Origin of the sequence: uncultured Roseobacter sp. (assembly GCF_947493125.1) — a bacterium.
Lineage (GTDB): Bacteria > Pseudomonadota > Alphaproteobacteria > Rhodobacterales > Rhodobacteraceae > Roseobacter.
Map to the genome: position 1 here is coordinate 180,006 of NZ_CANLQB010000004.1, position 25,366 is coordinate 205,371.

Genomic DNA, 25,366 nt, shown 5'->3' on the forward strand with positions numbered 1-25,366 from the left:
CGCCCCGACATGTGGAGACACATATGACCTTTATGAAGACATGTGCGGCGCTGGGGCTCGCCGCGATGATGGCCGGCTGCGCGACGACCGATACCGCCAGCCGGAATACACCCTTTGAAACCACGCCCAATGCGGGCGGGGCTGCGCTTCAGGCGCAGACCCAGCCGCTCAACGTGCGTCAGATCGAGGTGGCGGTGCCGGAGACGTTGAAAGTCTCGGAAGCCAACAGCTACTATCCGTCGGGCGACATCGTCTGGCGTGGTGATGCGCCCGGCGACCGCCATGCGCAAGTGCAGGCCATCTTTGAGGAGGCCATGACCCGTGGCACGGCGGACATGACGACCGGCACACCCGTTGTTCTGGATGTCGAGGTTCTGCGGTTTCACGCACTGACTGAGAAGGCACGGTACACCGTGGGCGGCGTGCATTCTATCCGCTTCGGCTTGACACTGCGCGACGCGCGGACAGGGGAAGCCCTGGGCGGCCAACGCGTCGTCCGGGCGGACCTCAGAGGGTTCGGCGGCCAGAAGGCCGTGGATGCAGAGCGTCAGGGTCTGACGCAGAAGGTTCGGATCACCGAGCACCTTGCACGGGTCATCGAGACCGAGCTCGAGCAGCGCGGCGGCTACGCCAACCAGCGGCTGGGTCTTGTGCAGGCGATCAACAACACATTCTGATCTTTCACCCGATCGAGGAACAGACTAGAGGAGGGCGCCATGACAGCGCCCTCTTCTGTATCCGCCCCTGACGGGCTTCCGGTCGTCCGGCTGAAGCCAAAGGCCAACGCCCAGGCTATCCGCCGCGGGTTTCCGTGGATCTATGCCAATGAGTTGGTGACGGACCGGCGTACCAAGGCGTTGGCTGCTGGATCTCTGGCCGTGCTTCAAGACGACAAACGGCAGCCTATGGGGATCGTCGGGGTCAATCCGAAATCTAAGATCATCGCGCGGATGCTGGACCCGCGCGTGACCGTTCGGATCGACCAGGAGTGGTTCGAAGCGCGGCTGGCGAGGGCTCTGGCGTTGCGCGTCCAGCTTTTTGACGCACCTTACTACCGCTTGGTTCACGCCGAGGCGGACGGACTCCCCGGCGTGGTGATCGACCGGTTTGGAGATCTCTGCGTGGTGCAGCCAAATGCCGCGTGGGCGGAGCGGTTGCTGGAACCTCTGACCGCGGCGCTGAAGGCCGTCACACAGGTCAAGACCGTGATCAAGAACGCCGGCGGGCGTACGCGGGGCCTCGAAGGGCTCAATGACCGATCCGAAGTTTTGTGCGGCTCGGCACCTGACGGGCCCGTGCAGGTGCCGATGAACGGTGCGATTTATCTGGCGGATGTGACCGGGGGGCAAAAGACGGGCCTCTTCTTTGACCAAAGACCGAACCACGCCTTTGCGGCGGGTCTGTCGCGAGGAGCGCGGGTGCTCGATGTGTTCAGCCATGTGGGCGGCTTTTCGCTGGCTGCACTTGCTGCGGGGGCGGAGCACGCTCTGGCTGTCGACGCGTCTCAGCCCGCTCTCGATCTCGCCACAGGCGGTGCCGCTGCGATGCAAGTCGGAGCGCGGTTTGACACGCGGCAGGGGGATGCCTTCGATGTGCTGACTGCGCTCGGTGCAGACGGGGCCAAGTTCGATGTGGTCATTTGTGACCCACCGGCCTTCGCACCGTCACGCCCCGCGCTGGAGGCGGGCTTGCGCGCCTATGAGCGGATTGCCCGCCTGGCCACACCTTTGGTGGCGGAGAACGGCATCCTTGGCCTGTGTTCCTGCTCGCATGCGGCCGACCTTTCCGCCTTCCGTGGGGCCAGCCTGCGCGGGATCGGACGGGCCGGGCGACGCGCCGCACTGATCCATACGGGCTTTGCGGGGCCCGATCATCCCCAGCTGCCCCAATTGGCGGAAAGCGGGTACCTCAAATCCCTCTTCTTCCGGGTCTGAGCCATGAAGATCACCATCGATGCCTGCGTGCTCTATCCGACGGTGATGCGCGAGATGGTGCTCGGTGTCGCGGCCACCGGGGTCTTCCAACCGGTCTGGTCCGCGCGAATCCTGGAGGAATGGGCGCGGGCGGCCCGTAAGCTGGGACCCGAGGGAGAGGCGCAGGCACGGGCCGAGATCGCCATTCTGCGGCGGGACTGGCCTGCATCCGAAGCACCGGCGGCCCCGCATCTCGATGCCCGGCTGTGGTTGCCGGATGCGAATGACATTCACGTGCTCGCCACAGCCGTGTCGACATCAAGTGATGCCATCATGACACTGAATGCAAAGGATTTTCCAAAGAACGTACTGGCGGAGGAAGGGCTGGAGAGGATCGACCCTGACGGCTATCTGCACAGGCTCTGGTGTGCCGAACCTCACGCTATCACTCAGGTTGCACATGCGGTGCGGGCGGAGGCGGAACGCCTGTCCGGAGAGACCTGGGAGTTGCGAGCTTTGCTGAAGAAAGCGCGCTTGCCACGTCTTGCCAAGGCGGTGAGCCGATAATTCCGCAGATCAATCGGTGGTGACCCATTTCGACTCGAGCGCCTCCAGCGCAGCGATACGATCATCTGTCTTGGGATGGCTCAGCAGCCACGCCGGGATCGTGCCGCCGTTCTGTTGCGTGAGCGCGTCGAGCTTTCGGAAGAGGCTGATCTGCGGCGCGACACCGATGCCCGCCTTGGTCAGCAACGCAGCCGCATAGGCATCGGCCTCATATTCGTCCGAACGGGAGAGCCGGGCGGCGAGCAAGCTCGTCAGCATCCCGGCAATCCAGGGCCCGACACCGGGGATGAACCGGCCAAGCACCATGGCGAGCGCGGTGCGCAGCGCATTCTGGCCGGAAAAATCGATCATCCGCCGCCGGGAGTGACCCAGGGCCACGTGCCCCATTTCGTGGGCGATGACGCTCGCCATCTCCTCATCGGTGACCTCGCCTGCGCGAAACTTCTTGTAAAAGCCGCGGGTGATGAAAATGCGACCGTCTGGGGCTGCCAGCCCGTTCACTGGGTCGATTTCGTAGATATGCACGCGGATGCGCGGGAGTTCGAGGGCCGCCGCCATTCGGTCCATCAACGCCTTGAGCTTGGGATCGGCCAGCTCGGTCGACTGCGCGTCCAGTTGCTTGGCCGTGCGCCAGGCAGAGAAGCGGTACATCACCAGACCGTAGAGGATGGCCAGCAGGATCGGCGTGAACTTGATCATTGATGAAATATGGGGGTCCGCAGCGCAGGCGGCAAGCTCGGCGTCGTCTCTGGGGCGGAAATTTTCAGGCTGACCGCGTCGATACTACCGGCTCAGCAGTTTCATGCCTCGCTCGATCCCGGAGAGTGTCATGGGCACCATGGCCTCGGGGCCAATCAGCTCCTGGATCATCGAAATGGATTGCGTGTAAGGCCAATATTTTTCCGGCACCGGGTTGATCCAGAGGGTCGCGGGCCATTGTTCGCCCACGCGGGTCAGCCAAGTCGCACCGCTTTCCTGGTTCCAGTGTTCGGATGCACCACCTGGGTAGGCGATCTCGTAAGGCGACATCGAAGCGTCACCGACAAAAATACACTTGTAGTCCGGACCGTAGGTGCGCAGCACCTCATGGGTGGGGATCTGCGCGTCCCAGCGGCGGCGGTTGTCGCGCCAGAGCCCTTCGTAGATGCAATTGTGGAAGTAGTAATATTCCATATGTTTGAATTCGGCGCGGGCGGCGGAGAAGAGCTCCTCAACAACTTTCACGTGCGGGTCCATGGAGCCGCCCACGTCGAGAAACAGCAACACCTTGACCGCATTGCGCCGCTCGGGCCGGGTTTTCACGTCGAGATAGCCATGCTCGGCGGTGGCGCGGATGGTGCCATTCAAGTCCAGTTCGTCCTCGGCGCCGTCGCGGGCCCAGCGGCGCAGCCGTTTCAGGGCGACTTTGATGTTGCGCGTGCCGAGTTCCACCGTGTCATCGAGGTTGCGAAACTCGCGTTTGTCCCAGACCTTGGTGGCGCGTTGGTGGCGCGAGCGGTCCTGCCCAATGCGCACGCCTTCGGGGTTGTAGCCATAGGCACCGAAGGGCGAGGTGCCGGCGGTGCCGATCCATTTGTTGCCGCCCTGGTGGCGCCCCTGTTGCTCTTCAAGCTGCTTTTTCAGGGTCTGCATGAGCTTGTCGAAGCCCCCCAGGGCCTCGATCTCGGCCTTTTCCTCGGTGGTGAGGTGCTTTTCGGCCATCTTCTCCAGCCAGTCGCCGGGGATGTCGACCGCCTCCAGCACCTCTTCGGTGGAGATTTGTTCCAGCCCCGAGAAGGTGGTCGCAAAAGCGCGGTCGAACTTGTCGATGTTGCGCTCGTCCTTCACCAGCGTCAGGCGCGCGAGGTAGTAGAACGCCTCCACGTCATAGGTGGCCAGCCCGGCCTGCAGCCCTTCGAGAAACGACAGGAACTCCCGCAGCGAGACAGGCACGGCATTCTGGCGCAAGGCGTCGAAAAACGGCAGGAACATCGCGTGTCAGGTTACACCAGCATCCGGTGGATCACCACCGTGAGGATCATGCCCACGATGGTGAACGCCATGGCGTAGCCTGCCGCATACTGGGCAATGTCTTTCTTGTTGCCCTTGCGCCGGACGGCGGTCATCCCGCCGATGAGGGCGCCGAGAAGAGCAGCAGCGATAACGATCATTCATATCCCCGTTCTGTCTGTGCACGCTGGTCCCCGTCGCAAGGCGAGGTCAGGCGGGAGGCGTGCCCGGGACCAGCGAAGAGACTTCCTGCTGTTTCGCGCGCACCGCCCAATCTGGCCCGAACCCGTAGCGTGCCCACCCCAGACTGTCCAGACGAACGGCGCGGGCCTCGTTGTCGCGGCCCAGAAGACCAAGAGCTTCGGCGCGCATCAACTGCAGTGTTGCCAGAAGAGCCGCGTTCTGTGCGCGCCGTGCAGGTTCCAGATGTGGGTCGATGAGACGCAGGGCACCCGCCCCGTTGCCCTCTACCAGATCATAGGCCGCCAGTTGCGTGGCGACATAGGCGCGGTGCAACTGCGTCGATGGCGTACGGGCATAGAACCGATCAGCGAGAAGATACTCCCGGCGCGCGGCGAGGGGGTCGGTCCGCTGCAACGCGCGCCCCTTGGCATAATGTGCAAACGCGCGGCGGTTGTCGGCCCAGCCCCGCCGCTGCGCGATGGCGACGGCGGTATCGGAGGCTGCGCGGCGCGCAGCGCTGCTGGAGCCGGGGCCGAGCGCCGCTTGGATGGCTGTGCGCCAGGATTGTGGTGTCGGATCTGATCGGGGGCGTAACCCTGTCTGACCGGCTGGATTTAAGCGCGCAAAGATCGCAGGCAGCTCCCGGGCCACGTCGCGCCGAGACATGCCGGAGCGCAACTCGGGTGCGTAGGTGGCGCGCAGCATCAGCATATCGAAGTTCGTCAACACCGTGTGCACGTTGTCGTCATTGAAGACCGAGTTGGGCAGGCGGTAGAGGTCGTTCAGCGGGCCCAGGGCCTGGGCCAGCTCCTCATGCAGGCAATCGCGGGTTTCCTGAGGGCTGGCGTCGCGCGGCAGGAAGATCGCGATGCGTGTGCGCACCTGCAATTCGGCCCAGTTGGTGCGGGGGCTGCGCCGCGCGCTGCGGTACTCTTTCAGCGAGCCAACGTTCGGCACGACAAAGCACGCCGCCTGTGGCAGGACGCGCCGAATGTCCGCGCGGGACACCGCTTCGAGTGTGATGCTGGCATCGGCGCGCGAAGTGGTGGTGATCGGGATGCCGGCTTCGGTCTGCAAACGGTCGAGAAGAGCACCCAGGTCAGCAGCCAGGGTGGGCGGGGGTGCGCCCGTCACGCGCAAGCTGATCGGCTCCTCGAACCGTGTAAAGACGGGCAGGTCTCGCCCGCTTTCCAGTTGGAAGGACAGATCCAGGAAGTCCTGCACAAGCGCCGCATTGGCGAGCGGTGGGCGAGCGATCTGGGCGCGCCCGAAGGTCTTCATCGGGGGCAAGGTGCTGTCAGCAATCACGGCGCGGGAGGGTGTGTTGCCCTGCGTGATCGGCACGCAGGCGTTCAGCAACAGGAGCATGGGCAGGAGGAGACGGCGTCTCATCGGCGGTTGTACTTGATGAAAGGTGTCTTCACGCCAATCCGGTCGTAGAGCTGCCGCGCCGTGGCGTTGAAATCCTGCGTCAGCCAGTAGACGCCGGGCGCGCCTTCTGTGTCCGCCATCGCATAGACCGCTTCGATGAGCGCGCGGCCAATGCCGGCACCGCGTACATCAGGCGCTGCATATAGGTCTTGCAGGTAACAGACGTTCTCCTCGGACCAGCCGTGACGATGAAAGAGGTAGTGGGTCAGCCCCACCAGCCGACCGTCAAGCTCCGCGACAAGGCCGTTGTAGTCCTGCGGATCGTCGCCCATCAGCCGGTCGAAATAGAGGTCAAAGATCTCTTGAGGGCGCGTCGTCTCGTAGAAGGCAAGATACGCCGTCCAAAGCTCCGCCCACTCCGCCTTGTCCTCCATGCGGAGGGGGCGCACGGATAGAGTGCCAGGGTGTGTCACTGTTTTGCCTGCCTAAGCTCGTGCCCGCAATCTAGGTGCCGCGGATCGTTACATCTCCACTGTGCAGCGAAGGCAGGGAGCTGTCAAACCCGCTGTCCTAGCGCCCGCTGCGCGCGAGAAAGGCCAGCCGTTCGAAGAGATGCACGTCCTGCTCGTTCTTGAGCAGCGCGCCGTGCAGCTTTGGCAGCGCGTTGGCGCCGGAGCTCTTCAGATCCTCGGCGGTCAGGTCTTCGGCCAGCAGCAGCTTCAGCCAGTCGAGCACCTCGGAGGTCGAGGGCTTTTTCTTCAGCCCGGCCTGATCCCGGATCTCGTAGAACTGTGTCAGTGCCGTGGTGAGCAGCGCGTCCTTGATGCCGGGGAAATGCACCTCGACGATCTGGCGCAAGGTCTCCATCTCGGGAAAGCGGATGTAGTGGAAGAAGCAGCGGCGCAGGAAGGCGTCAGGCAGCTCCTTTTCATTGTTGGAGGTGATGATCACGATAGGCCGATGCCGCGCCCTGATGGTCTCACCGGTCTCGTAGACGAAGAACTCCATCTTATCGAGTTCCTGCAGCAGATCGTTCGGAAATTCGATATCGGCCTTGTCGATTTCATCGATCAGCAGCACCACCTTCTGATCAGCCTCGAACGCCTCCCAGAGCTTGCCCTTGCGGATATAGTTGGCGACGTCATGCACCCGTTCGTCACCAAGCTGGCTGTCGCGCAGCCGGCTGACGGCATCATATTCGTAAAGTCCCTGTTGCGCGCGGGTGGTGGATTTGATGTTCCATTCGATCATCGGCAGATCGAGGGCGCTACTGACCTGGCGCGCCAGTTCCGTCTTGCCGGTGCCGGGTTCGCCTTTGACGAGAAGAGGCCGTTCCAAAGTCACGGCCGCGTTAACCGCGATCGTCAGATCGTCCGTGGCGATATAGTCTGCGGTGCCTTGGAATTTCATGTTCTGTCAACCCCTTGTGACGCCCTGAGTTGTGATGCTTTTAGCCGTATTTCTTCAGGATTGTGTAGTGACAATTGATAGGACGTGCGGTAGATCGTGGCGCACGGGGGCACTTGGCCTAGGGACAAGTAGCGAATGACAGACGTTAGCCATGTTGAGGGGAAGCCAATGAAACAGGAACTGTTTCTGCCGGATGATTACCGCCCGGCTGAAGACGAGCCGTTCATGAACGAACGCCAGGTGGAGTATTTTCGCCGAAAACTGTTGAACTGGCGCGCTGAGCTTCTCGCCGGCAGCCGCGACACCATCGAAGGGCTGCAGGATGGCACTCGGAACATACCCGATGTCGCCGACCGCGCGTCTGAGGAAACCGACCGCGCGCTGGAGCTGCGCACCCGGGACCGTCAGCGCAAGCTGGTGAGCAAGATCGACGGGGCGCTGCGACGTATCGAAGAGGGTGAGTTCGGCTACTGCTCGGTCACCGGGGAGCCGATTTCGCTGAAGCGGCTGGATGCACGTCCGATTGCGACCATGAGCCTCGAAGCGCAGGAGCGCCACGAGCGCCGCGAGAAAGTGCACCGCGACGATTGACCCCATTCAAGTCCACCGGAGCGATCTTAGAAACGTCGGAGCGGGTGCTTCGGCGTTTTTGTTTTGAGGATCAGCGATGATCAGGAATGCGATTGTTGTGGGGGGCGGGGTCGGAGGGCTCGCCTGCGCGACGGCCTTGGCGCGGAGGGGTGTGACGGTCACGCTCTATGAGCGCGCGCCTGAGATCCGTGAAGTGGGCGCCGGGCTGCAGGTGAGCCCCAACGGGCTCGCGGTGCTGCGGGCCTTGGGGCTGGAAGAGGCGCTGTTGCACCGCGGTGCGGTCACCGCGCGGGCGGTGGTGCTTTTTGATTACAAGGCAGGCGCTCAGGTGGCGCGGCTGGATCTGACGCGGTTGAGAGATCAACGGTATCTCTTTGTGCATCGCCATGATCTGGTCAGCGTCCTGGCTCAGGCTGCGCGTGAGGCGGGTGTCGTCCTAGAGCTCGGACAAGAGGTTGCCTCGATCCGTCCGGGCGACGTGCCGGAGCTGACGCTGGCCAGTGGCGAAGAGATGCGCGCCGAATTGATCGTCTGTGCCGATGGCATTCATTCGGTTGGACGTCCGGTGATTGCGGCGGGATCGGAGGCGCGGTTCACCGGGCAAGTGGCCTGGCGGGCAACGGTTCCTGCGCAGCAAGCCGTGCCAGAGGCGCAGGTTGCCATGGGGCCGGGGCGTCATGTGGTGAGCTATCCGCTGCGGGACGGGCGCCTGATGAATCTGGTCGCGGTGCAGGAACGTGACGCCTGGGCGGAGGAAGGCTGGACCCACGAGGACGATCCCGCGGCGCTGCAGGCGGCCTTTGCCGATTTCGGAGGGCCGGTGGCCGGGCTTTTGCAACAGGTGGAGCAGGTCAGCCTTTGGGGGCTGTTCCGGCACCCGGTTGCAGACTGTTGGATGCGGGGCAATGTGGCGCTGTTGGGGGATGCGGCGCACCCGACGCTGCCGTTTCTGGCGCAGGGTGCAAACCTCGCACTGGAAGATGCCTGGGTTCTGGCGGAGTGCGTTGCGGCAGAAACGATGGAGACGCGGTATCAGGAGGTGCGGCAGAGGCGCGCCACGAAGGTGATCGACGCGGCGAGTGGCAACGCGTGGAAGTATCACCTGCGAGAGGGACCTGTGCGCCAGCTCGCGCATCTGGGGCTGTCCCTCGGGAGCAGGCTCGCACCGGGCCTGATGATGCGCCAGTTCGACTGGATCTATGGGCATGATGTGAAGGCGCAGTGATCTCTTGGTCCAACGGAGCGCGCCTGCGGCGCGCAGGTCATCATCTGGTTTTGGGCACGCCCAAAACGGCTCAGCTCGGTCTGGCGCGCCGGAGCATGCCGAAGAGATCGCGCGGATCGTCCGGGTCGGCCAACATGTCCAACGCATCGTAGAGCCCGGTCTCCTGCAATTGATCGCGGACGTACCGCAGGGCCGAAAAGTCTTCTATGGCGAAGCCCACGGAATCGAAGAGCGTGATCTGCTCCTCGGAGCGTCGACCCGCGGCCTGACCATTCAGCACCTGCCAGATTTCGGTCACGGGGTGATCCTCGGCAAGTTGCTGGATTTCGCCTTCGATGCGGGTCTGTTCGGGATATTCGACGAAGATCTCCGCGCGATGCAGGATGGCCGGCGCCAGTTCCGTCTTGCCGGGACAATCGCCGCCGATGGCGTTGATGTGCACGCCCGAGCCGATCATGTTGTCGGTCAGAATGGTGGCATATTGCTTGTCGGCGGTGCAGGTGGTGATGATCTGCGCGCCCAGGATCGCCTCTTCGGCCGTGCTGCAGGAGGTGACGGTGACGCCCGCGTCCGCCAGATTGGCTGCGCATTTGCGGGTTGCGGCGGTGTCGATGTCGTAAAGCCGGACCTCTTTCAGCCCGCATATGGCCTTCATCGCAAGGGTCTGGAACTCCGATTGCGCGCCATTGCCGATCATCGCCATAACGGTGCTGTCCTTGGGCGCCAGCGTGCGGGCCACGAGCGCCGATGTGGCCGCCGTCCGCATGGCCGTGAGCAGTGTCATTTCGCTCAGCAAGACGGGATAGCCGGAGGCCACATCGGCCAGCAGGCCGAAGGCGGTGACGGTCTGCAGACCTTCAGCGGTGTTCTTGGGATGACCGTTCACATATTTGAAGCCGTAGACATCGCCGTCCGAGGTGGGCATCAGCTCGATCACACCTTCGGCGGAATGGCTGGCGACGCGCGGGGTCTTATCGAAGAGCTGCCAGCGCTTGAAGTCCGCCTCGATATAGGCTGCCAGCCCACGCAGCATCTCTTCGACGCCGATGCGGTGTATGAGCTGCATCATGTGATCGACGGAGACGAAGGGCACCAGCGCCTTGTCGGACGGGGGCAGATGGGTCATGGCTTATCCTCTGGGCTAATGCCTCAATATGCGCGGGTGGGGCGGTCGAAGACGCGGCGGCCAAAGGCGGACGCGGCCAGATCGACCATCACCTGCGCCGTGCGGCCACGCTCATCAAGGAAGGGGTTGAGCTCGACCAGATCGAGCGAGGTCATCAGCCCGCTGTCGTGCAGCATCTCCATGACGAGATGTGCCTCCCGGATGGTGGCGCCGCCGGGGACGGTGGTGCCGACCGCGGGCGCGATAGCGGGGTCGAGGAAGTCCACGTCCAGGGAGACGTGCAGCATGCCTTTGGCGGCGGCCACACGGGCGAGGAAGGCCGCCAGCGGTTTCGCAATCCCGGTCTCGTCGATCTCGCGCATGTCCACCCGGTGGACGGCGGTTTCCTGCAGCGCCGCCCGCTCTGCGGTATCCACGGAACGAAGCCCGATTATGGCGATGTTCTCCTGCGGAAGCGGGGCGGCGATGGCGGGGAAACCGTCGAAATCAGGGCGCCCGGTCACATACCCCAGGGGCGTGCCGTGCAGATGGCCGCTGTCGGTGGTTGCCGGCGTATGAAAGTCACTGTGGGCGTCGAGCCAGAGCACGAAGAGCGGGCGCTCCTCACGCTCGGCATGCCGCATTGCACCCAGCACGGTGCCGAGCGCGAGCGCGTGATCGCCGCCCATGAAGATTGGCGTTCCGTCCGGCAATCCCGCCTCCGCCGCATCGGCGAGGGCCGTTGTCCAGGCGATGGTTTCCTGCAGCGCATGAAGATGCGGGTGAGGCTGTGCCGTAACCGGCGCAGGCACCACATTCCCGCGATCCTCGACAGCGTGCCCCAAGCCCGCCAGCGCGTCCTCCAGGCCAGCGGTGCGATAGGCATCAGGGCCCATGAGGCACCCGCGGCGGCGCTTTCCACTGTCGACGGGCGCACCGTAAAGCAGGCAGGTCCTGGGATTCATAAAATGCTCCATCTGGCTTGGTCTGATGCAAGGTACTGATCGGTTCGTGCGATGGACAACCCGCCATTTCGATCATAACGTTCGCCAAACCATCGAATTGGAAAGCCAAGATGGACGATATGGACAAGCGCCTGATCGGTGCGCTGCGCCACAATGCGCGCGCGTCGCTGTCCGATCTGGCTGCCTCTCTCGGTTTGACACGTGCAACGGTACGGGCACGCCTGGCGAAACTGCAGGAGCGGGGCGATATTCTCGGGTTTACCGTCGTCATGAAGGAGGACCGGCTGAGCGATCCGGTGCGGGGCTTGATGATGATCGCCATCGAGGGCCGGGGGACGGATCGCATCCTGCGCCATCTTGCGGGTATGCCCGAGGTCCGCCGGGTCTATTCGACCAATGGGCGGTGGGATGTAATCGTTGAGATCGGAACCGACACGCTGGAGCGGTTCGACCAGATCCTGTTTCAGGTCCGGCGCCTCGAAGGCGTGACCGCGAGCGAAACGAGCTTATTGCTCAGTACCCGCAAGGACAGTTAGGCCCGGCGCAGGGCCATAAGCCACAGGCCCGCCAGCCCGAATGACAGGAGGGCGTTCCACCCCGCCATGCTGATGCCGAGCAGTTCCCAGGCGATCTGGTCGCATTGCACGAGGGGGGCGGCCAGGATCTGGTCCAACAGTTCATCCGCGTTCATCCCTCCGATGGGGCCGGCGGAACAGCTGGTGGGCCCCTCCCACCAGCCTTGCTCGACCCCGACGTGGTAGACACCGACGCCTGCGGTGGCCAGCGCTGCCAGCGCCCCGATCACGGCAAGCCCACGGTGACGGATCTGCAGCGCGATCAGACCCACACCGATCGCGACCACATGCGGATAGCGCTGCCAGATGCACAGCTTGCAAGGTGCCAGACCGCCCAGATGCTGAAAGGCGTAAGCGCCAAGCAGCAGCGCGGCGGAGCCAAGGGTGGCGGCGAGAATGACGCCGGTCCGGGTCACAGGAACTTCAGCACGGCAAAGCCCCCGATCAGCAGGGCAATGAAGAGGGTGAACATCAGGCCTAGTCGCTGTTCGATGAAATCACGGATCGGGGCGCCGTACTTCCACAACAGGAAGGCGACCAGGAAGAACCTCAGGCCTCGTGCGAGGATGGACGTGGCGATGAAGGTGCCGAGCGGCATCGACGTCCACCCCGACATGATCGTGATGACCTTGTACGGAAAAGGCGTGACCCCTGCTGTCAGCACCGCCCAGAAGCCGAAGTCGTTGAAGCGGCTGTTGAAGGCCTCCATCGCGTCGGCCTTGCCCAGTGTCTCCAGCACGGGCTGTCCGATGGTCTCGAAGGCGAAGGCGCCGATGACATAGCCAAGCACACCCCCGAGAACGGAGGCGATGAGGCAGACACTGGCAATGAGCCAGGCGCGGGACGGGCGCGCGATGATCATCGGGATCATCAGTACATCGGGGGGGATGGGAAAGACGGAGCTTTCGATAAAGCTCACAAAGGCCAGCACCCAAAGCGCATGCGGGTGGTCGACCTTGCTCAGGGTCCAATCGTAGAGGCTGCGCAACATGGCTTGCGATCTTCCGTTGTTTTGCTGTGCAAGACCATGGGATCGCCGCGGGGTCAAGCGGCCCGGCGAGGGGGGCGGTAAAATCCTCTTGCCCGGAGCACAGCCACGCGGTAAGTCGCAAGCGTTGCCCAAGTGGCGGAATGGTAGACGCAGCGGATTCAAAATCCGCCGGTAGTGATACCGTGCCGGTTCGAGTCCGGCCTTGGGTACCAACACAGCACATCTTTCCCGTGTCTCGTCAGTGGGGGCGGTGGTCACAATGCCACGGCGCGGAGCGCGTGCACCGACTGTCGGAGTGGCTTGATGTCCAGGCAGCGTGGCAATCCCGGCCTCGGGTCAGCGTGATACCGCCGATGTTGGCCGCCATGTCGGGCGGTGCCTGCAGCAGGTGGAGCCGAGGGCTGCCGTGTGATCTTGCATGTGCGCAACGCTTTCAAATCATTCGAGTTTACATAAATCTGTATCCCATTGGGTGAGACAGGACGGTTGAGCTTTGGCGATTCCGGTCAATGCGCTGGGTGGCAAATGCGGTGCAACTGCCTCATCTTGCGTCCTTTTCCGACAAATTCCCCTTTGTGGTCGAGGCGGGCGTCCCTACAAAATGTGCAATGCTTTTTTATGAGTGGGCCCTTTTGGGGTGCGTTCAGACAAAAAAATGCTGGTGCTCACGGCCTCGATGCGGAGGCCCTTCGTGCCGGAGGTGAGAGAGGCTCTGGGGTCAGGCTGCGATGGCACGCCCGGCGTCGGTGGTGGATGCAAGGGACGGAGACCGTGAAGAGCGCACCCGGACTACACATGGCGCAGCCCCGAGATCAGTTCAGCGTTGTTGGGACGGCCCTCACGTGGACAACCGTTGAAGCCGGTCATGGACGCGAGACCGCCACGCAGCCCATCTGCTTCACACCCGGCACACTGATCGCCACGCCTGCGGGCGCCCGTGCTGTCGAGACGCTGCGCCCCGGTGACGCGGTGATCACCCGCGACAACGGCATTCGGCGGATTTGCTGGAAGGGAACCCGCGGGTTGACCGGGGTCGAGTTGTTTGCGGCACCACACCTCAGGCCCGTCCTCATTCGCGCAGGGGCCTTGGGTGGCGGCCTGCCGATCACGGATATGCGGCTCAGCCCAGGTCACAGGGCCCTGGTTTCAAACGACAAAACCCTGCATCACTTCGATGAGCGCGAAGTCTTGGTGGCGGCGCGGGATCTGCTCGGACGGCCCGGTGTCGAGATCGCGCCGGTGCCGTGGACGACATATATTCACATCATGTTCGAGCAGCACGAGATCGTCCTGTCGAACGGCACATGGACGGAAAGCTTTGAGCCCGGGGACGAGAGCCTCGGTGGTGTCGGCGCTCTGCAGCGATGTGAGCTGGAGCACCTGTTTCCGGACCTGAAGACATCCCGGGGCAGAGCCGCTTACCAGACCGCGCGTCGGGCCTTGACCCGGAGCGAAGCTGAGCTTCTTCTAGACCCCTAAAGCGCGGAGCGCGCGCGCCAGGCCGCCCATTCCTCCGGCGTATCGAGATCGCACCGGGCACGTCCGCCCGGCAGCGGGACGCACACGATACGGTCACCCGCCAAGGCGACCACGTCCCGGCCACCGCCGTCGCCGCTGAGTGTCGCAAAGGCCGGAAAGAGCGCTGCGGAAAAGACGATGGGATGCCCTGGTTGACCGTCTTCCGTGGTTCCGCGCCAGATCACGCTTTCCGATTTGAGGTCAACGGCTTGAAGTACTTTTCTCAAGTCACCTTCCGTCAGCTCAGGCAGATCCGCCAGCAGGAGCATCGCGGCAGGTGCATCGGGCGGCACCGCCGCAAAGGCGGTGCGCAGGCTGGCGTTCATCCCCTCCTGCGCGTCTGGTACAGGTACGCGGTTGACGGCAAGCGCGTCGAGGCACTGGTAGCGTGGATGGGGCGCGGGCGGCAGGGCCACAAGGATGGGGCCCGAGGTGACGGCGCAGGCAAGCTCCGCCTGGCGCCGCAGCAACGGCACCCCGTCGATCTCTTCGAGCAGTTTGTCCGCACCGCGCATGCGGCGCGACTGGCCGGCGGCGAGGACGATGACGGGAAGATGGCGCGGGGTGTCGGGGCTCATCCCCCCTGATAGCGCAAAAGCGGCGCGCCGGAAAGCGACCCTCAGCCGCGCATCCGGGTGCCGTCGGCATCGAAGAGCGGGGTGGTGAGCACGCGGGCCGGGCGCATCTGGCCGAGGATTTCGATCTCTACGTCCGGGGCGGCATCCACGCGGTCCGCAGGCAGAAAGCCCATGGCCACCGACGTCTGGGTGTGGTGAGAATAACCGCCGGAGGTGCAGAACCCGACGACTTCGCCATCAAGCCAGATGGGCTCGTAGCCTTGCACATCCGCGTCTTCTGCCTCCACTTCGAAGGCCACCAGCTTGCGGGTGGGGCCCGCGTCCCGCTCCGCCTCGGCGGCAGCACGCCCGATGAAATTATCGTTTTTCTTGAAGGAGATAAATCGGTCGAGCCCGGTTTCGGCGGCGGTGTAGTCGGGCGAGAATTCCGCCATCCAGCTGCCAAAGAATTTATCGAGCCGCAGCGACATCATGGCGCGCATACCGAAGGGCGTCATGCCGTGCGGCTGCCCGGCGGACCAGAGCGCGGACCAGAGCGCGCGCTGGCTCATCGGGTCGCAATAGATCTCGAAGCCCAGATCACCGGTGTAGCTCACGCGCTGCACCAGACAGTCAGCCATTCCGATGGTCAGGCGGCGCAGATCGAGGAAGGCCATGTCGGAGATGTCGGCACGGGTGCAGGCGGCGAGAACCGCGCGAGATTTTGGCCCTGCGATCTGAAAGCCGGTGCGTTTATCGCTGATGTTTTCGAGGGTTACACCGTTTTCTGCATGTTGCAGGAACCAGCGCCAGTGGAAGGCCTGCGCGCCGTAGGAGGCAGTGAGCTGGAACTCCTCGTCGCCGAGGCAGGAGATGGTGAAATCGCCGATCAGGCGGCCTTTGGGGGAGAGCATCGGCGTGAGACTGAGCCGTCCGGGCGCGGGAACGCGGCCAGCCATGAGACGGTTGAGCCAGGCGCGGGCGCGGGGGCCGGTGACGCGATACTTTCCGAAGTTCTGAACCTCATTGATTCCAACAGCTTGGCGGACGGCTGTGACCTCACGTGCCGTGGCCGCGAAGGCATCGGACCGGCGGAAAGAGGGGGTTTCGTAAGTCGGCTCGTCGCCTTGGGCGAAGTAGTTCGCGACCTCGAGCCCGTACTGCTGGCCCCAGACCGCGCCCATGTCCGAGAAGATGTCGTACATGGGGGTGGTGCGGAAGGGGCGGGCCGCGGGCAGCTCCTCGTTCGGGTAGGCGACGGAGAATCTTTTCTGATAGTTTTCAATGACTTTTGGCAGGGTGTAGCCGGGTGTGATCCAATCACCGAAGCGCGCGACGTCCATCGCCATGGTGTCGCGCTCGGTCTCGCCTTGGGTCATCCATTGCGCCAGCATCAGGCCGACGCCGCCGCCTTGTGAGAAGCCCGCCATGACCCCGCAGGCGGACCAGTAGTTGCGCATGCCGGGCACGGGGCCGACGAGCGGGTTGCCGTCGGGGGCGAAGGTGAAGGGGCCGTGGATCACGTTCTTGACGCCCGCGCGCTCCAGATCGGGGAATCGTTTATAAGCAAAATCAATGCTTTGCTCGATCTTGTCGAAATCATTGGGCAGCAGGTCCTGGCCGAACTCCCATGACGTGCCATCGACGGCCCAGGGGCGGCAGGGCTGCTCGTAGAAGCCGATGCAGAGGCCCTTGCCCTCCTGCCGCAGGTAGCTTTCGCCGGCCGGGTCCATCACATGGGGATGCTCCTTGCCGTCGGCCATCATCTCGGCGATCAGGGGCACCTCTTCGGTGACCAGATACTGGTGCTCCATCGGGTGCAGGGGGACGTAGATCCCGGCCATGGCACCGACCTCGCGCGCCCATAATCCTCCAGCGTTTACAATGTGTTCCGCGTGGATCGTGCCTTTGTCTGTGACCACGTCCCAGGTGCCGTCGGGGCGCTGGTTGGTTTCGCGCACCATGCAGTGCGTCTCGATCGTGGCGCCGCCCATGCGGGCGGCCTTGGCATAGGCGTGGGTGGTGCCGGAGGGGTCGAGGTGGCCGTCGAGCGGGTCGTAGAGCGCGCCGAGGATGCCGTCGGTGTTGGTGACAGGGGCGATGTGCTTGATCTCCTCTGGCCCGACGATCTCGGTCTCGAGCCCCATGAAGCGGTGCTTGGCGCGCTCAGCCAGCAGCATGTCGAAGCGGTCCTGGTTGTCGGCGAGGGTCACGCCGCCCACGTGATGCAGCCCGCAGGACATGCCGGTGATCTCTTCCAACTCCTTGTAAAGATTGATCGTATAGCCCTGAAGCGCGGCCATGTTGGTGTCGCCGTTGAGGGTATGAAACCCGCCTGCCGCGTGCCATGTGGAGCCGGAGGTCAGCTCAGACCGCTCCAGCAGCATCACGTCAGACCAGCCGAGTTTGGTCAGGTGATAGAGCACCGAAGCGCCGACAACGCCGCCTCCGATGATGGCGACACGGGTGGTGGTTTGCATGGGGGTGCCTCCGCTGGGGTGATGCGGCCACTCTCGGACTCCAGCGGGCGGAGGGGCTGTTTCAGAAACGACAGATTTTGCCGGTTTCGGAGGGTGCCGCGCAGAGGTTAACGCGGCGGGCGCGCAACGGGTCTTGGGGCAAAATCGGCCAGACCGCGCGACTCACCCGTTAACGCAGGCTCACATGGCAAAACCCGTGTCGGTATCACGTCGGTATCACGTCGGTATTTTGTCGGTGCGCGCGTCGGTGCGGGCGGGGTTAACAGGGCGCGCGCCCCGAAATCCTGCCAAAGCGTGACCCCGGAGCGCGCAAGGCTCAGGCGGCGCGATCCACCGCGTGTTCCATCCGGAAGCCCACGGCGAGGCGGTTCCAGACGTTGATGGTGCTGATTGCCACGCTGTAGTTGGTGACCTCGGCCTCCGAGAACTGCGCGCACATCGCCTCGTAGGCCGCATCGGGTGCGCCGGTCTGGGCGATGTTGGTCAGCGCATCGGTCCAGGCGAGCAGGGCGCGTTCGCGGGGGGTGTAGACGGCGGCCTCCTCCCAGACACCCACGAGCGCGATCCACTGGTCGGAGAGCCCGTCCTTGCGCGCCTCCTTGGTGTGCATGTCGACGCAATAGGCACATCCGTTGATCAGCGAGGCGCGCAGCTTGAGCAGGTGAATGAGGCGCGGCTCGAGCCCGGCGTCACGGGCGATGTATTGCTCCAGCCCGTAGACGGCTTTCACGGCATCGGGGGCGGCGGTCATGTAATCGAGGCGTTGGGTCATCGCTGGGTCCTTTCAGGGCTTGGGATGTCGGATGTGGCTGTCGAAGAAGGCGCAGCCACGGGCGGTGATGGTGCCATCGGTGTCGGCCTGGGCGAGCTCCGCCAGCAGATCGGCCAGGCTGGTGCCGCGCAACTCGGCCCGGTAGGCGCGTTCGGCCCGCAGCATCGCCGCGTTGATCTGACAGGGGGCCTTGAAATGTTTTGCGGGCAGGGGGTCGGGGCCGTTCTGGCGGATCTCCTTGCAGCGAAAGGCGGGCTCCGGCCCTTCCACGGCGAGCACGACGTCGAGCAGGGTGATCCGGTCGGGCGCGCGCGCCAGCCGGTAGCCGCCGCGGGGACCGGGCTCGGTGTGCAGAAGGCCCGCCTTGGAGAGCGCCTGCAGGTGTTTCAGCAGGTAGCTGGTGGAGACGCCGTGGAAGTCGGCCATGGCTTTGGCCGAGAGCCGCGCGCCGATGGGCAGGGCCGCAAGCAGGGTGGCGCAATGCAGCGCCTGTTCAATGCCGTCGCTGAGTTTCATGCAGGGGGCCTCGTCGAATCATGGATAAATGATATCCATGATAAGATGCCCGTCAAGGCGCGGTCTGGGGCCCTGCGGGTTCGGCAGCCGTCACCGCGCGTTGCAGGGCGTTTTGCAGGGCCGGGGCGGTGTCATGGACCCATTGCGGTTCGGCGTGCCGCACGATCAGCCAGAATGCCGCGCCCTCCTGCCAGAATGTGGCGTCGATCAGCCCGGGTTCTGATTTGTCCCGCTTGAAGTGCCAGTGCACCGAGTTGGGGTATTTGACCCGCGAATACCCCCCGATGTGGGAGATATAAAGGCCGGTGGCCGCGGCGGCCTGTTCCACCAGCGGCATGATCCTCTCCCGGTTCGGCGGGTCGCTGATCTGGATGTCGAGGTGATAGGATTTCTTTGGGTTCGTCATGGTTCGGGACCCCCTGTTCTGTGACAGGGGCGAGCCGATAGAGACTTTATTGCGCCGTCAAGAGGGGGCTGCCCGAGGCGGGGTCAGGCCGGTGGCACGTCAAAGCGTTTGCAGATGCGGCCTTCGGGCGTTCTGTAGGTCTCGAACCCCATGGCATCGTAGTAGCCCAGCCCCTCGTCGTTGGTGGCGCCGATGCTGGCGTCGATATGCGCGAGCCCCGCCCGCTGGGCCGCCGCGCGGGAGACGCCGAAGAGCGCGCGCCCCACACCTTTGCGCGCGGCGTCAGGCCCGATATGGGTGCCGATGATGCCCCAGCCGGGGGTCACGCCCCATGGGTTGCCGGCGGTAGCGACCGAGAGCACCTGAAAGCCGAGCACGCGGCCCGCGTCGTCCTCGGCCACGGTGCAGGCGACATTGGCCCGGTTTTCGACGTAATGGCTGCGCACGAAGGCCTCGTCATCCGGGCGGGTGCGTTTGCCAAGGGCGGTGAGCGCGCGCAGAAGGGCGCTGATCCTGGGGACATCGGCCAGGGTGGCGTCTCTCAGCTTCATGGGTGCTCCTCTCTGATCTGCCCGATCTTTAGATGCTGGTGCGGGCGATGACAACGCGGCGGCGGGCCTTGTCCGCCTGCGACGGATCATGTCGCGGTTGCGCAACCTAGGCGCGGTGGGCTGCGGCAGGGTGGGCGGCAGTTGCAGGCTCAAAGGACCCATCCCATGCGCACCCATGCTCAGGCCGTCGTGATCGGAGGCGGCGTCATCGGCTGCTCGATCCTCTATCACCTGACCAAGCTGGGGTGGCGGGATGTGGTGCTGCTGGAGCGGGATGAGCTGACGAGCGGGTCCACCTGGCACGCGGCGGCGAACATTCACGGGCTGCACGACAGCACCAACATCAGCCGGATCCAGCACTACACGATGAATTTGTACAACGATCTGGAGGCGGAGACGGGGCAGAGCTGTGGCGTGTTCCAGCCGGGCTCGCTGTACCTCGCACAGACGGAGGCGCGGGAGCATCAGCTGCGGTTGCAGGCGGCGAAGGCCAAGCTCTATGGCATGAACTTTCACGAGGTGAGCCGGGGTGAGGCGGAGCGGTTGCACCCGCTCGTCGATTTCGACGGCATCCGCTGCATCATGTGGGAGCCCGATGGGGGGAATGTGGACCCCTCGGGGGTGACGAACGCCTACGCGGCGGGCGCGCGGCAGAACGGGGCGGAGATTGTGCGGTTCTGCCCGGTCACGGGGACCGAACCGCAGCCCGATGGCACGTGGATCGTGCGCACGGAGAAGGGCGATATCCGGACAGAGTGGGTCGTGAATGCCGCTGGGCTCTGGGGGCGCGAGGTGGCGGCACTGGCGGGGGTGACGCTGCCGTTGCAGCCGACCGAGCACCAGTATTTCGTGACCGAGACGATTGCCGAGATTGACGCTTTGGATCGACGCTTGCCCTCGGTCGCGGACCGGGATGGCGAGTATTACCTGCGGCAGGAGGGCAAGGGGCTGCTGGTCGGCGCCTATGAGAAGGACGTGCGGTTCTGGGCGGAAGACGGCACACCGCAGGGGTTCGGGCATGAGCTGTTTGCCGATGATCTGGAGCGCATCGAAGAGAACATGCTGCGGGCCATCGAACGCGTCCCGGCGGTGGGGGAAGCGGGGATCAAGCGGGTGATCAACGGGCCGATGATCTGGTCTCCGGACAGCAATGTGCTCTTTGGTCCGGTGCCGGAATTGAGCAACTATTTCTGCTGCAACGGGATCATCCCGGGCTTCTCGCAGTCGGGTGGCATGGGGCTCTTGGCGGCGGATTGGATCGTCACGGGAGAGACACGGTATGACATGTTCGCCTGGGACGTGGCGCGGTTTGGCGCTTGGGCCGATGCTGCGTTTACGAAGGCGCGTGTGGGCGACCAATATGCGAACCGGTTCAAGATCCATTTTCCGGGTGAGGAGCGCGCGGCGGGGCGGCCCGTACGGGTGCGTCCGGTCTATGAGGCGCAGCGCGCGGCGGGCGCGGTGTTCGGGCTGAACTATGGCTGGGAACATCCGCTGTGGTATGGAGCCGAGCCGGGTGGTGCGGAGACGGAAGGGTTCACGCGGCAGAACTGGTGGGGTCCGGTCGGCGCGGAGTGCCGCATGCTGCGGGCGCGCGCCGGGATCATCGATATCTCGAATTTCGCCAAGTACCGCTGTGCCGGGCCCGGGGCGGAGGGCTGGCTGAACGCCCTCTTTGCCAACCGGATGCCGCGGGCCGTGGGGCGGTCGTGCCTCACGCCGCTCATTGGCAAGCGTGGCGGGATTGCGGGGGATTTCACCGTGACGCGGACCGGCGCGGAGGAGTTCTGGGTGATCGGATCTGGCATGGCCGAGCGCTATCACCAGCGGTTCTTCAAGGAGGTGCCACTGCCTGAAGGAACGGTCTTCGAGAGCCGGACGGAGGCCATGTGCGGGTTCAACGTGGCGGGCCCTCGCTCGCGCGAGATGCTGCAGCGGCTGACCAATACGTCTCTGGCGACGGAGGATTTTCCCTTCATGGCGAGCCGCTGGATCGAGCTGGGCGGGGTGCGGGTGTTGGCGCTGCGGGTGAGCTTTACCGGCGATCTGGGCTGGGAGTTGCATTGCGACGCGGCGGATCAGGCCCGGCTCTGGGAGGTGCTGCTGGAAGCGGGCAAAGAGATAGGCGCGGGGCCGGTGGGCAGCCGGGCGCTGATGTCGCTGCGCATCGAGAAGGGCTATGGCTCGTGGAGCCGCGAGTATTCGCCGGAATACTGGCCGCAGGAGGTCGGGCTCGACCGGCTGTGCAAGATGGAGAAGGCGTTTCTCAACAGCGAGGCGGTGGCAGAGACGCTGGCGAAACCCGCGCGCGAGCGGTTGGTGCTTTTGGCTTTGGATGCTGCCGAGACCGATGCGTCGAACGCCGATGCGACGGGCGGCGAGCCGATCTTCCGGGACGGGCAGGGCATCGGGCGGGTGACCTCGGGAGCGTACGGCTATTCGGTGGGAATGAGCCTTGCGTTGGGCTTTGTGAAGAATGCGGAGCCGGGCGATGCGGTGGAGGTCATGGTGCTGGGGCGGCCGCACGGGGCGGTGATCCTGGAGGCGCCGCCGTTTGATCCGCAGGGGGCGCGGCTGCGGGCTTAGGCCCCAGAATTTGACACGAACCGTGCACGTCTGTCGCCCGGCGGCACCGCCGGGCAGCGCCCGACCCGCCCCCCAGGGCGGGCGCTTCTCGCCCACCCTCGGGTCGGGCGCTGCCCTCTTCACAACATGCCGGCTGCTGAGTTTCCATTTCAAAGCTGACCCTTGCCAATCACATAAGTATATGCTTATGTGATTCCATGGAACAGGACGATATCTTCAAGGCGCTGGCCGATCCCACGCGGCGGCGCATTTTCGACAAGCTGTCGGCGGGCGCGATGAACGCCAGTGCGCTGCGCGACGGGATCGCCATCAGCCAGCCGGCGATGTCGCAGCATCTGTCGGTGTTGCGCGGCGCGGGGCTGGTGCGCGAGGAGCGGCAGGGCCGCTATGTGAACTATGAGGTGAACCCTGACGGGCTGGCTGAAATCGCGCTCTGGCTTGGCAAGTACCGCGCCTATTGGCCCGCGCGGATCGACGCCCTGCGCGCCCTTCTGAAGGAGATGGATCAATGAGTGATGAGACCGAGCTTGTGCAGGATTATGACCTCGACGCGCCGCCCGAGACGGTCCGGCGCGCGGTGAGCATCCCGGAGTTGCGGGAGCAGTGGCTGCCGTCCGAAGACCTTGTGAGCCCGGAGCCGGCCGAAGCCGACGGGCGTGTGAGCTATGAGATGAGAGAGGCGGCACCGCTGCCGGACAGCCGGGTGAGCTTCGAGATCACGCCGAATGAGCAGGGCGGCACGCGGCTGCGGGTGATCCACCGCCGTGCAGAGGCGCCGCCGCGCGCTGTGGCGAACACCAACAGGCCGTGCCTGATGCTGGCCGCCTGACCCCCCGGTTTCGACCCACAATCCAACACGAAAAGGAGCTTCGCCATGCGCGATACAATGCAACTCGTCCCTATGGTAGTCGAACAGTCGAGCCGCGGAGAGCGGTCGTTTGACATTTATTCCCGCCTGCTGCGCGAGCGGATCATCTTCATGAACGGCGAGGTGAATGACGGTGTCTCGGCGCTGGTCTGTGCGCAGCTGCTGTTTCTGGAGGCGGACAATCCGAGCAAACCGATCCACATGTACATCAACTCGCCCGGTGGCGTCGTGAGCAGCGGGCTGGCGATGTATGACACGATGCAGTACATCCGCGCGCCGGTGCATACGCTGTGCATGGGCACGGCCTGGTCGATGGGGTCGTTCCTGCTGATGGCGGGGGCGGCGGGGCACCGCGCGGCGCTGCCCAATGCCAATGTGATGATCCACCAGCCCGCAGGCGGCTATCAGGGCAAGGCGACGGATATCCTGATCCATGCGGAGGAAACGCGGAAGACCAAGGAGCGGCTGATCCGGCTCTATGCCAAACATTGCAAGAAGGGCGCCAAGGCGTTCGAGGCAGGCATGGACCGGGACAACTTCATGACGCCGGAAGAGGCGCTGGAGTGGGGGCTGATCGACGAGATCCTCGAGGAACGCGAGGTGGCGGTCGCCTGAGGCCGTTCGGAAATATCTGCAATTTTAACTGACAAAAGGGTCTTATCACGGGCGAAAATCTTCGATTGGTCACGCGTGCCGCTGTCCGGTACCGGTGGAGGAGATGGGCGCCTGTCGCGCCCGTTTCGCGGTAACCAGTAACGGAGTGATCGATGAAGAACGACGACAACACAGAGTTTGCGGCCGAGACCGCCCCAGGTGCGGGGGCCATGGACTATGTCATCTCGCCCCCGAAAGCGCATGGCGCGGCCGGAGATGACGATGACGTGGTCATTCCCGACACGATCCTGTGGGATCTTGCAGGCGGGAATGTGACGGAGGCCACGCGTGAGGACCGGGGGATGGTCGGCACGATGGTGAGGACCGACCCCGACCCTGAGCCGGCGGTCGTCTATGACATGGCCCCGATCAAGACCGTGGTGATCCGTCCGGATGAGCACGACGTGCTGCGGAGCGATCCGGGCGCGGACAGCGAAGGCAACGGGCTTTGCGACATCATGGTGCGCGATGATGACGACGACAGCGGGCAGGTCGACGGCTTTGAGTGGGCATTCGCCGGGGGCACTGCCTTTCCCGAACCCGACCGTCCCATCGAGAACTTCGACCATGAGGAGCTCATCGACATCGTGGAACCGGACATGCCGTCGGAGCCGCGCCGTCCGGTTGAGGACTTCGATTACGAGGACCTCGTCGATATCGTTGAGCCTGATATGCCGTCGGAACCTCGCCGTCCGGTTGAGGACTTCGATTACGAGGAACTCATCGACATCGTGGAACCGGACATGCCGTCGGAGCCGCGCCGTCCGGTTGAGGACTTCGACCATGAGGAGCTCATCGATATTGTTGAGCCCGATATGCCCTCGGAGCCGCGCCGCCCGGTCGAGAACTTCGATCACGAGGAACTCATCGACATCGTTGAGCCTGATATGCCCTCGGAGCCGCGCCGCCCGGTTGAGGACTTCGATCACGAGGAGCTCGGGGATATCGTCGAGACGGGCGGGACCGACACGATCCCCGATTTCACCGATGACACCCTCATCGAAGTCGAGCCGATGCCGGAGATGTGGCTCGATCTGGGCTGAGGCAGCACCTGTGCAAAGGGCGGCGGGCGCGGAGTGACATCTGCGAAAAGCCGCCATTTGCCGCAGATCGCAGAGGCGCGGCTGGACATTCTCAGGTCGCCGCGCTGAACATTGATCAAGCAGGCGGGCAGACATCTGCCCGCCCGTGCGGGATCACCCGGGGCGGGCGCGGCGCCTTCCGGATCTGAGAAGGGGCATCGGCATGAAGGTCAGACACATCGGGAGTGCGATGGTCCTGTCGATTTTCGCCTCCGGCGCGGCGGCGGAGATGGTGGTGATCAATGGCCGGTACATCGTGGCCAAGGAGTCGATCCGGGCATATTTCTATCGCGAGCGCGATAACCGCGTGGTGTTCGATGTCCGCTGGAGCGACTGGTCGACGCAGTACCGGTGCGAGGACACCTACGACCGGGCGGAGGTGACCGCCGCATCGCTCAACCTCGTGCTGGAGCTGGGCCAGACCAGCGCGCTCGACTTCGAAGAGTTTCTCGAAGCCGAAGGCTTTACCAACTGCGCGAAGTTCTAGGGGG

Annotated in this window: 29 protein-coding genes and 1 tRNA gene; 14 read left to right on the forward strand and 16 right to left on the reverse strand. The window is 64.3% G+C overall.

Annotated elements, in window-relative coordinates; all coding sequences use genetic code 11:
- Positions 1 to 23 precede the first annotated feature (23 nt).
- The 3 genes from Q1A71_RS10030 to Q1A71_RS10040 are packed head-to-tail and all read left to right on the forward strand — an operon-like array spanning position 24 to position 2,480.
- A complete protein-coding gene (locus tag Q1A71_RS10030; protein ID WP_299674874.1) occupies positions 24 to 677 on the forward strand; it encodes a DUF6778 family protein in 654 nt (217 codons plus the stop codon).
- A 39-nt stretch (positions 678 to 716) separates the two neighbouring features.
- A complete protein-coding gene (locus Q1A71_RS10035) occupies positions 717 to 1,934 on the forward strand; it encodes an RSP_2647 family RNA methyltransferase (RefSeq protein WP_299674877.1) in 1,218 nt (405 codons plus the stop codon).
- 3 nt (positions 1,935 to 1,937) lie between these two features.
- Positions 1,938 to 2,480, forward strand: a complete 543-nt coding sequence (locus tag Q1A71_RS10040) for an RSP_2648 family PIN domain-containing protein (RefSeq protein ID WP_299674880.1) — start codon at positions 1,938 to 1,940, stop codon at positions 2,478 to 2,480.
- 9 nt (positions 2,481 to 2,489) lie between these two features.
- On the opposite strand, the gene Q1A71_RS10045 is transcribed toward Q1A71_RS10040, so the two are convergent.
- The 6 genes from Q1A71_RS10045 to Q1A71_RS10070 all read right to left on the reverse strand — a co-directional run bounded on the left by Q1A71_RS10045 (position 2,490) and on the right by Q1A71_RS10070 (position 7,433).
- Positions 2,490 to 3,179: a M48 family metallopeptidase gene (locus Q1A71_RS10045; RefSeq protein WP_299674883.1), complete on the reverse strand. Its 690-nt coding sequence runs from the start codon at positions 3,177 to 3,179 to the stop codon at positions 2,490 to 2,492.
- An 84-nt stretch (positions 3,180 to 3,263) separates the two neighbouring features.
- Positions 3,264 to 4,451 (reverse strand): VWA domain-containing protein, encoded by a 1,188-nt coding sequence (locus Q1A71_RS10050; RefSeq protein ID WP_299674886.1) that lies wholly within the window; start codon positions 4,449 to 4,451, stop codon positions 3,264 to 3,266.
- 11 nt (positions 4,452 to 4,462) lie between these two features.
- A complete protein-coding gene (locus tag Q1A71_RS10055) occupies positions 4,463 to 4,630 on the reverse strand; it encodes an apolipoprotein acyltransferase (protein WP_299674889.1) in 168 nt (55 codons plus the stop codon).
- Positions 4,631 to 4,679: 49 nt separating this feature from the next.
- Positions 4,680 to 6,044, reverse strand: coding sequence for a DUF2927 domain-containing protein (locus Q1A71_RS10060; RefSeq protein ID WP_299674892.1), 1,365 nt, complete (start codon positions 6,042 to 6,044; stop codon positions 4,680 to 4,682).
- The gene (locus Q1A71_RS10065; RefSeq protein ID WP_299674895.1) at positions 6,041 to 6,496 is read right to left on the reverse strand and encodes a GNAT family N-acetyltransferase; all 456 of its coding nucleotides are present in this window, start codon (positions 6,494 to 6,496) and stop codon (positions 6,041 to 6,043) included. The genes Q1A71_RS10060 and Q1A71_RS10065 overlap by 4 nt, the downstream gene beginning before the upstream one ends.
- A 97-nt stretch (positions 6,497 to 6,593) precedes the next feature.
- The gene (locus tag Q1A71_RS10070; RefSeq protein ID WP_299674898.1) at positions 6,594 to 7,433 is read right to left on the reverse strand and encodes a MoxR family ATPase; all 840 of its coding nucleotides are present in this window, start codon (positions 7,431 to 7,433) and stop codon (positions 6,594 to 6,596) included.
- Positions 7,434 to 7,601: 168 nt separating this feature from the next.
- Between Q1A71_RS10070 and dksA the strand changes: the two genes are divergently transcribed.
- Positions 7,602 to 8,024 (forward strand): RNA polymerase-binding protein DksA, encoded by a 423-nt coding sequence (gene dksA, locus Q1A71_RS10075; RefSeq protein ID WP_159976436.1) that lies wholly within the window; start codon positions 7,602 to 7,604, stop codon positions 8,022 to 8,024.
- Between the two features lie 76 nt (positions 8,025 to 8,100).
- On the forward strand, positions 8,101 to 9,249 hold the full coding sequence (locus tag Q1A71_RS10080) for an NAD(P)/FAD-dependent oxidoreductase (RefSeq protein WP_299674907.1): 1,149 nt from the start codon (positions 8,101 to 8,103) through the stop codon (positions 9,247 to 9,249).
- Positions 9,250 to 9,319: 70 nt separating this feature from the next.
- Here the strand turns inward: Q1A71_RS10080 and Q1A71_RS10085 are convergent, their stop codons facing one another.
- Positions 9,320 to 10,375, reverse strand: coding sequence for an ornithine cyclodeaminase (locus Q1A71_RS10085; RefSeq protein WP_299674910.1), 1,056 nt, complete (start codon positions 10,373 to 10,375; stop codon positions 9,320 to 9,322).
- Between the two features lie 23 nt (positions 10,376 to 10,398).
- Entirely contained in the window at positions 10,399 to 11,319 is a 921-nt protein-coding gene (rocF, locus tag Q1A71_RS10090; protein ID WP_299674913.1) for an arginase, read from the reverse strand.
- A 74-nt stretch (positions 11,320 to 11,393) separates the two neighbouring features.
- Between rocF and Q1A71_RS10095 the strand changes: the two genes are divergently transcribed.
- Complete coding sequence (locus Q1A71_RS10095; protein WP_299675715.1) at positions 11,394 to 11,855, forward strand: Lrp/AsnC family transcriptional regulator; 462 nt, start codon at positions 11,394 to 11,396, stop codon at positions 11,853 to 11,855.
- Here the strand turns inward: Q1A71_RS10095 and Q1A71_RS10100 are convergent.
- Positions 11,852 to 12,310, reverse strand: coding sequence for a disulfide bond formation protein B (locus Q1A71_RS10100; RefSeq protein WP_299674916.1), 459 nt, complete (start codon positions 12,308 to 12,310; stop codon positions 11,852 to 11,854). The genes Q1A71_RS10095 and Q1A71_RS10100 overlap by 4 nt on opposite strands.
- Complete coding sequence (locus tag Q1A71_RS10105) at positions 12,307 to 12,885, reverse strand: YqaA family protein (protein ID WP_299674919.1); 579 nt, start codon at positions 12,883 to 12,885, stop codon at positions 12,307 to 12,309. The genes Q1A71_RS10100 and Q1A71_RS10105 overlap by 4 nt, the downstream gene beginning before the upstream one ends.
- 126 nt (positions 12,886 to 13,011) lie before the next feature.
- On the opposite strand from Q1A71_RS10105, the gene Q1A71_RS10110 reads away from it, so the two are divergent.
- Together Q1A71_RS10110 and Q1A71_RS10115 are read left to right on the forward strand one after the other, a co-directional pair.
- Positions 13,012 to 13,097, forward strand: a tRNA-Leu gene (locus Q1A71_RS10110).
- Between the two features lie 583 nt (positions 13,098 to 13,680).
- Positions 13,681 to 14,364: a Hint domain-containing protein gene (locus tag Q1A71_RS10115; RefSeq protein WP_299674922.1), complete on the forward strand. Its 684-nt coding sequence runs from the start codon at positions 13,681 to 13,683 to the stop codon at positions 14,362 to 14,364.
- Here Q1A71_RS10115 and Q1A71_RS10120 read toward each other — a convergent pair.
- The 6 genes from Q1A71_RS10120 to Q1A71_RS10145 form a co-directional block, all read right to left on the reverse strand.
- The gene (locus Q1A71_RS10120; RefSeq protein ID WP_299674925.1) at positions 14,361 to 14,981 is read right to left on the reverse strand and encodes a nucleotidyltransferase family protein; all 621 of its coding nucleotides are present in this window, start codon (positions 14,979 to 14,981) and stop codon (positions 14,361 to 14,363) included. The two genes, Q1A71_RS10115 and Q1A71_RS10120, sit on opposite strands and share 4 nt — an antisense overlap.
- 41 nt (positions 14,982 to 15,022) lie before the next feature.
- Positions 15,023 to 17,440 (reverse strand): FAD-dependent oxidoreductase, encoded by a 2,418-nt coding sequence (locus Q1A71_RS10125; protein WP_299674928.1) that lies wholly within the window; start codon positions 17,438 to 17,440, stop codon positions 15,023 to 15,025.
- 316 nt (positions 17,441 to 17,756) lie between these two features.
- Entirely contained in the window at positions 17,757 to 18,212 is a 456-nt protein-coding gene (locus tag Q1A71_RS10130; protein ID WP_299674931.1) for a carboxymuconolactone decarboxylase family protein, read from the reverse strand.
- Between the two features lie 12 nt (positions 18,213 to 18,224).
- Positions 18,225 to 18,728, reverse strand: a complete 504-nt coding sequence (locus tag Q1A71_RS10135; RefSeq protein ID WP_299674934.1) for an Rrf2 family transcriptional regulator — start codon at positions 18,726 to 18,728, stop codon at positions 18,225 to 18,227.
- A gap of 52 nt (positions 18,729 to 18,780) precedes the next feature.
- Entirely contained in the window at positions 18,781 to 19,134 is a 354-nt protein-coding gene (locus tag Q1A71_RS10140) for a hypothetical protein (RefSeq protein WP_299674937.1), read from the reverse strand.
- 83 nt (positions 19,135 to 19,217) lie between these two features.
- Positions 19,218 to 19,685, reverse strand: coding sequence for a GNAT family N-acetyltransferase (locus Q1A71_RS10145; RefSeq protein WP_299674940.1), 468 nt, complete (start codon positions 19,683 to 19,685; stop codon positions 19,218 to 19,220).
- 165 nt (positions 19,686 to 19,850) lie between these two features.
- Here Q1A71_RS10145 and Q1A71_RS10150 point away from each other — a divergent pair, with 165 nt between their 5' ends.
- The 6 genes from Q1A71_RS10150 to Q1A71_RS10175 all read left to right on the forward strand — a co-directional run bounded on the left by Q1A71_RS10150 (position 19,851) and on the right by Q1A71_RS10175 (position 25,362).
- On the forward strand, positions 19,851 to 22,271 hold the full coding sequence (locus tag Q1A71_RS10150) for an FAD-dependent oxidoreductase (protein WP_299674943.1): 2,421 nt from the start codon (positions 19,851 to 19,853) through the stop codon (positions 22,269 to 22,271).
- A 197-nt stretch (positions 22,272 to 22,468) separates the two neighbouring features.
- The gene (locus Q1A71_RS10155) at positions 22,469 to 22,783 is read left to right on the forward strand and encodes a metalloregulator ArsR/SmtB family transcription factor (RefSeq protein WP_299674946.1); all 315 of its coding nucleotides are present in this window, start codon (positions 22,469 to 22,471) and stop codon (positions 22,781 to 22,783) included.
- Positions 22,780 to 23,100, forward strand: coding sequence for a hypothetical protein (locus Q1A71_RS10160; RefSeq protein WP_299674949.1), 321 nt, complete (start codon positions 22,780 to 22,782; stop codon positions 23,098 to 23,100). The genes Q1A71_RS10155 and Q1A71_RS10160 overlap by 4 nt, the downstream gene beginning before the upstream one ends.
- Positions 23,101 to 23,145: 45 nt before the next feature.
- A complete protein-coding gene (locus Q1A71_RS10165; RefSeq protein WP_299674952.1) occupies positions 23,146 to 23,754 on the forward strand; it encodes an ATP-dependent Clp protease proteolytic subunit in 609 nt (202 codons plus the stop codon).
- Between the two features lie 152 nt (positions 23,755 to 23,906).
- The gene (locus Q1A71_RS10170; RefSeq protein WP_299674955.1) at positions 23,907 to 24,836 is read left to right on the forward strand and encodes a hypothetical protein; all 930 of its coding nucleotides are present in this window, start codon (positions 23,907 to 23,909) and stop codon (positions 24,834 to 24,836) included.
- Positions 24,837 to 25,038: 202 nt separating this feature from the next.
- The gene (locus Q1A71_RS10175; RefSeq protein WP_299674958.1) at positions 25,039 to 25,362 is read left to right on the forward strand and encodes a hypothetical protein; all 324 of its coding nucleotides are present in this window, start codon (positions 25,039 to 25,041) and stop codon (positions 25,360 to 25,362) included.
- The last annotated feature ends 4 nt before the right edge of the window (positions 25,363 to 25,366 follow it).

Bases quoted from the DNA above. Each gene is read 5' to 3' on its own strand.
- Q1A71_RS10030 (WP_299674874.1), top strand. From the start codon at position 24: ATGACCTTTATGAAGACATGTGCGGCGCTGGGGCTCGCCGCGATGATG.
- Q1A71_RS10035 (WP_299674877.1), top strand. From the start codon at position 717: ATGACAGCGCCCTCTTCTGTATCCGCCCCTGACGGGCTTCCGGTCGTC.
- Q1A71_RS10040 (WP_299674880.1), top strand. From the start codon at position 1,938: ATGAAGATCACCATCGATGCCTGCGTGCTCTATCCGACGGTGATGCGC.
- Q1A71_RS10045 (WP_299674883.1), bottom strand. From the start codon at position 3,179: ATGATCAAGTTCACGCCGATCCTGCTGGCCATCCTCTACGGTCTGGTG.
- Q1A71_RS10050 (WP_299674886.1), bottom strand. From the start codon at position 4,451: ATGTTCCTGCCGTTTTTCGACGCCTTGCGCCAGAATGCCGTGCCTGTC.
- Q1A71_RS10055 (WP_299674889.1), bottom strand. From the start codon at position 4,630: ATGATCGTTATCGCTGCTGCTCTTCTCGGCGCCCTCATCGGCGGGATG.
- Q1A71_RS10060 (WP_299674892.1), bottom strand. From the start codon at position 6,044: ATGAGACGCCGTCTCCTCCTGCCCATGCTCCTGTTGCTGAACGCCTGC.
- Q1A71_RS10070 (WP_299674898.1), bottom strand. From the start codon at position 7,433: ATGAAATTCCAAGGCACCGCAGACTATATCGCCACGGACGATCTGACG.
- dksA (WP_159976436.1), top strand. From the start codon at position 7,602: ATGAAACAGGAACTGTTTCTGCCGGATGATTACCGCCCGGCTGAAGAC.
- Q1A71_RS10080 (WP_299674907.1), top strand. From the start codon at position 8,101: ATGATCAGGAATGCGATTGTTGTGGGGGGCGGGGTCGGAGGGCTCGCC.
- Q1A71_RS10085 (WP_299674910.1), bottom strand. From the start codon at position 10,375: ATGACCCATCTGCCCCCGTCCGACAAGGCGCTGGTGCCCTTCGTCTCC.
- rocF (WP_299674913.1), bottom strand. From the start codon at position 11,319: ATGAATCCCAGGACCTGCCTGCTTTACGGTGCGCCCGTCGACAGTGGA.
- Q1A71_RS10105 (WP_299674919.1), bottom strand. From the start codon at position 12,885: ATGTTGCGCAGCCTCTACGATTGGACCCTGAGCAAGGTCGACCACCCG.
- Q1A71_RS10115 (WP_299674922.1), top strand. From the start codon at position 13,681: ATGGCGCAGCCCCGAGATCAGTTCAGCGTTGTTGGGACGGCCCTCACG.
- Q1A71_RS10120 (WP_299674925.1), bottom strand. From the start codon at position 14,981: ATGAGCCCCGACACCCCGCGCCATCTTCCCGTCATCGTCCTCGCCGCC.
- Q1A71_RS10125 (WP_299674928.1), bottom strand. From the start codon at position 17,440: ATGCAAACCACCACCCGTGTCGCCATCATCGGAGGCGGCGTTGTCGGC.
- Q1A71_RS10130 (WP_299674931.1), bottom strand. From the start codon at position 18,212: ATGACCCAACGCCTCGATTACATGACCGCCGCCCCCGATGCCGTGAAA.
- Q1A71_RS10135 (WP_299674934.1), bottom strand. From the start codon at position 18,728: ATGAAACTCAGCGACGGCATTGAACAGGCGCTGCATTGCGCCACCCTG.
- Q1A71_RS10140 (WP_299674937.1), bottom strand. From the start codon at position 19,134: ATGACGAACCCAAAGAAATCCTATCACCTCGACATCCAGATCAGCGAC.
- Q1A71_RS10145 (WP_299674940.1), bottom strand. From the start codon at position 19,685: ATGAAGCTGAGAGACGCCACCCTGGCCGATGTCCCCAGGATCAGCGCC.
- Q1A71_RS10150 (WP_299674943.1), top strand. From the start codon at position 19,851: ATGCGCACCCATGCTCAGGCCGTCGTGATCGGAGGCGGCGTCATCGGC.
- Q1A71_RS10155 (WP_299674946.1), top strand. From the start codon at position 22,469: ATGGAACAGGACGATATCTTCAAGGCGCTGGCCGATCCCACGCGGCGG.
- Q1A71_RS10160 (WP_299674949.1), top strand. From the start codon at position 22,780: ATGAGTGATGAGACCGAGCTTGTGCAGGATTATGACCTCGACGCGCCG.
- Q1A71_RS10165 (WP_299674952.1), top strand. From the start codon at position 23,146: ATGCGCGATACAATGCAACTCGTCCCTATGGTAGTCGAACAGTCGAGC.
- Q1A71_RS10170 (WP_299674955.1), top strand. From the start codon at position 23,907: ATGAAGAACGACGACAACACAGAGTTTGCGGCCGAGACCGCCCCAGGT.
- Q1A71_RS10175 (WP_299674958.1), top strand. From the start codon at position 25,039: ATGAAGGTCAGACACATCGGGAGTGCGATGGTCCTGTCGATTTTCGCC.